The organism is Mesorhizobium sp. M2A.F.Ca.ET.067.02.1.1, from assembly GCF_004023285.1.
In the GTDB taxonomy this organism is placed as follows: domain Bacteria; phylum Pseudomonadota; class Alphaproteobacteria; order Rhizobiales; family Rhizobiaceae; genus Mesorhizobium.
In genome coordinates this window covers 1-2,651 of sequence record NZ_RZSB01000800.1, presented here as the reverse complement: position 1 = coordinate 2,651, position 2,651 = coordinate 1, and the positions used below count along the sequence as shown (strand labels likewise).

Annotated in this window: 4 protein-coding genes and 1 pseudogene; all 5 read left to right on the top strand. The window is 65.4% G+C overall.

Features of this window, described 5'->3' with window-relative positions:
• A partial coding sequence (locus tag EOA28_RS31980; protein WP_128315668.1) for an alpha/beta fold hydrolase occupies positions 1-590 on the top strand: 590 nt, incomplete at its 5' end.
• Positions 583-987: a 4-carboxymuconolactone decarboxylase gene (gene pcaC / locus EOA28_RS31975; protein WP_127251422.1), complete on the top strand. Its 405-nt coding sequence runs from the start codon at positions 583-585 to the stop codon at positions 985-987. The genes EOA28_RS31980 and pcaC, both read left to right, overlap by 8 nt.
• Positions 980-1,732, top strand: a complete 753-nt coding sequence (gene pcaH, locus EOA28_RS31970) for a protocatechuate 3,4-dioxygenase subunit beta (RefSeq protein ID WP_128315667.1) — start codon at positions 980-982, stop codon at positions 1,730-1,732. Before pcaC ends, pcaH begins: the two co-directional genes overlap by 8 nt.
• Positions 1,732-2,346, top strand: a complete 615-nt coding sequence (gene pcaG, locus EOA28_RS31965) for a protocatechuate 3,4-dioxygenase subunit alpha (RefSeq protein WP_127251424.1) — start codon at positions 1,732-1,734, stop codon at positions 2,344-2,346. The genes pcaH and pcaG overlap by 1 nt, the downstream gene beginning before the upstream one ends.
• An 11-nt stretch (positions 2,347-2,357) precedes the next feature.
• Positions 2,358-2,651 (top strand): annotated as a pseudogene (locus EOA28_RS31960) (3-carboxy-cis,cis-muconate cycloisomerase); the annotation flags it as partial.

Below are 2,651 nucleotides of genomic sequence, written 5' to 3'. Positions count from 1 at the left end.
TCGACGACCTGCTGGGCCTTATCGATCATTTCGGCTTCGGAAAGGTCGTGCTGTGCGGCTTGTCGGTCGGCGGCCTGATCGCGCAGCGGCTCTATAACCGCCATCCCAAATGTGTGGAGGCGCTGATCCTCAGCGACACCGCGCATAAAATAGGCACCGCAGAGAGCTGGAACACGCGCATCGCCACCGTCGAGCGCGACGGCATCGAGGTGATCGCCGACGGCATCATGAAAGTGTGGTTCACACCGGAGTTCCATGCGAAGCGCTCGGCCGAACTTGCCGGCTGCCGCAACATGCTGACCCGGCAGGCGCTGCCCGGCTATATCGGCACCTGCATGGCGGTGCGCGACGCCGATCTCACCGACGCGGCGCGGCGTATCGCGGCGCCGACGCTCTGCATTGTCGGCGACCAGGACGGCTCGACGCCGCCTGATCTTGTCCGCTCTCTGGCCGGACTGATCCCCGCCGCACACTTGGAAGTGATCCGCGATGCCGCGCACATCCCGTGCATCGAGCAGCCCGATGCGCTTGTCAGTTTGATCCGCGATTTCGTCGCCTCGTTGCCGGAGGGAAAGTCTGCTCATGGATGATGTCACGAACAACCGCTACTGGACCGGTCTCGAGGTCCGCCGCTCCGTGCTCGGCGATCCCCACGTCGACCGCGCTGAGGATACGGCCACGGATTTCGACCGGCCGTTCCAGCAACTGATCACCGAAGCCGCCTGGGGAACGGTGTGGGCACGGCCCAACTGGTCGAAGCGCGAGCGCTCGATCGTGACCCTGGCGCTGCTTGCGGCACTCGGTCATGACGAGGAAGTCGCCATGCATGTGCGCGCCACCGCCAATACAGGCGCCACGCGAGACGACATCTGCGAGGCCTTCCTGCATGTCGCGATCTATGCCGGCGTGCCGGCCGCCAATCGCGCCTTCAAGATCGCCAAGGAAGTGTTCGCGCAGATGGACGGAGCCAAGGCCGCCCATGGCTGAGTCCGGCTCCAACCGCGCGCCGGAAACCGGCGCCTTCTTCCAGCTCGACCGCCAGTGGCACCCGCCGGCCTTCACGCCGAACTACAAGAGCTCGGTGCTGCGCTCGCCGCAGAAAGCGCTGCTGTCGTTCGACAACACGCTGTCGGAACTGACCGGCCCGGTGTTCGGGCACGCGATGCTGGGCGAGCTCGACAAGGACCTGATCCACAATTTCGCCAGGCCCGGCGAGAGCGCCATCGGCGAGCGCATCATCGTCCATGGACGCGTTCTCGACGAGCGCGGCAAGAGCGTGCCCGGCGTGCTGCTCGAATTCTGGCAGGCCAATGCGGGCGGCCGCTACCGTCACAAGAAGGACGGCTATCTCGCGCCGCTCGATCCGAATTTCGGCGGCTGCGGCCGCACGATCACCGGCGAGGATGGCGGCTATGCCTTTCGCACCGTCAGGCCCGGACCCTATCCGTGGCCGAACGGTCCGAACGACTGGCGGCCGGCGCATATCCATTTTTCAGTGTTCGGCCACGGCTTCGCGCAGCGGCTGATCACGCAGATGTATTTCGAAGGCGATCCGCTGATCTGGCGTTGCCCGATCGTCGGCGGCATTTCCAACAAGGCCGCGGTCGAGGCGCTGATCGCCGCGCTCGACACGCAGTCGACCATCCCGATGGATGCGCTCGCCTACAAGTTCGACATCGTGCTGCGCGGGCGCCGCTCGACGCTGTTCGAGAACAGGCCGGAGGGCAATTGATGGCGCAGTCGCTCGACCAACTGAAGGAGAGCCCTTCGCAGACCGCCGGCCCTTATGTGCATATCGGGCTGACGCCGAATTTCTGCGGCATCGGCGGCGTCTATGCGAGCGACCTCGGCTCGACGATGCTCAACGATGAGACCAAGGGCGAGCGCATCGAGCTGCGCATCCGCGTGCTCGACGGTACCGGCACGCCTCTCAAGGATGCGCTGATCGAGATCTGGCAGGCGGATGCCAGCGGGCTTTACAACTCGCCCGCGGAGATGCGCGGCGCGGCCGACCCGAATTTCCTTGGCTGGGGCCGGCAGCCGACCGACATGGAAACAGGTATCTGCCGGTTCCAGACAATCAAACCGGGCCGCGTGCCGTTTCGCGACGGCCGGCTGATGGCGCCGCACATCACGCTGTGGATCGTGGCGCGCGGCATCAATACCGGCCTGCACACCCGGCTCTATTTTGCGGACGAGGAAAAGGCAAATGCCGAGGATCCGATCCTTGCCCGCATCGAGCATCGCTTGCGCGTGCCGACGCTGATCGCCGAACGCCAGGGCGATACTTACGTCTTCGACATCCACTTGCAGGGCGAAAAGGAGACGGTCTTCTTCGACAGCTGACCGTGGCCGCCATGACCGTTTCGCCCTTCGATCATCCGCTGCTTTCCGGCCTGCTCGGCGACGAGGAGGCGGCGCGGCATTTCTCCCTGGAAGCGGACCTCGATGCGATGCTCACCTTCGAGCGGGCACTGGCTGAAGCCGAGGCTGAACACGGCGTCATCCCACGCGATGTCGCGGTCGCGATCGTGAAGGCGCTGGCGTCGTTCCGGCCGGACACGGCCAAGCTGAGGGCCGGCGTCGCCAGGGACGGCGTGGTGGTGCCGGAATTGGTTGGGCAAGTCAAAGCTGCAGTCGGCGCTCCGCAC

Excerpts from the sequence above, each read along its gene's own strand:
- pcaC (WP_127251422.1), top strand. The coding sequence starts at position 583 with ATGGATGATGTCACGAACAACCGCTACTGGACCGGTCTCGAGGTCCGC.
- pcaH (WP_128315667.1), top strand. The coding sequence starts at position 980 with ATGGCTGAGTCCGGCTCCAACCGCGCGCCGGAAACCGGCGCCTTCTTC.
- pcaG (WP_127251424.1), top strand. The coding sequence starts at position 1,732 with ATGGCGCAGTCGCTCGACCAACTGAAGGAGAGCCCTTCGCAGACCGCC.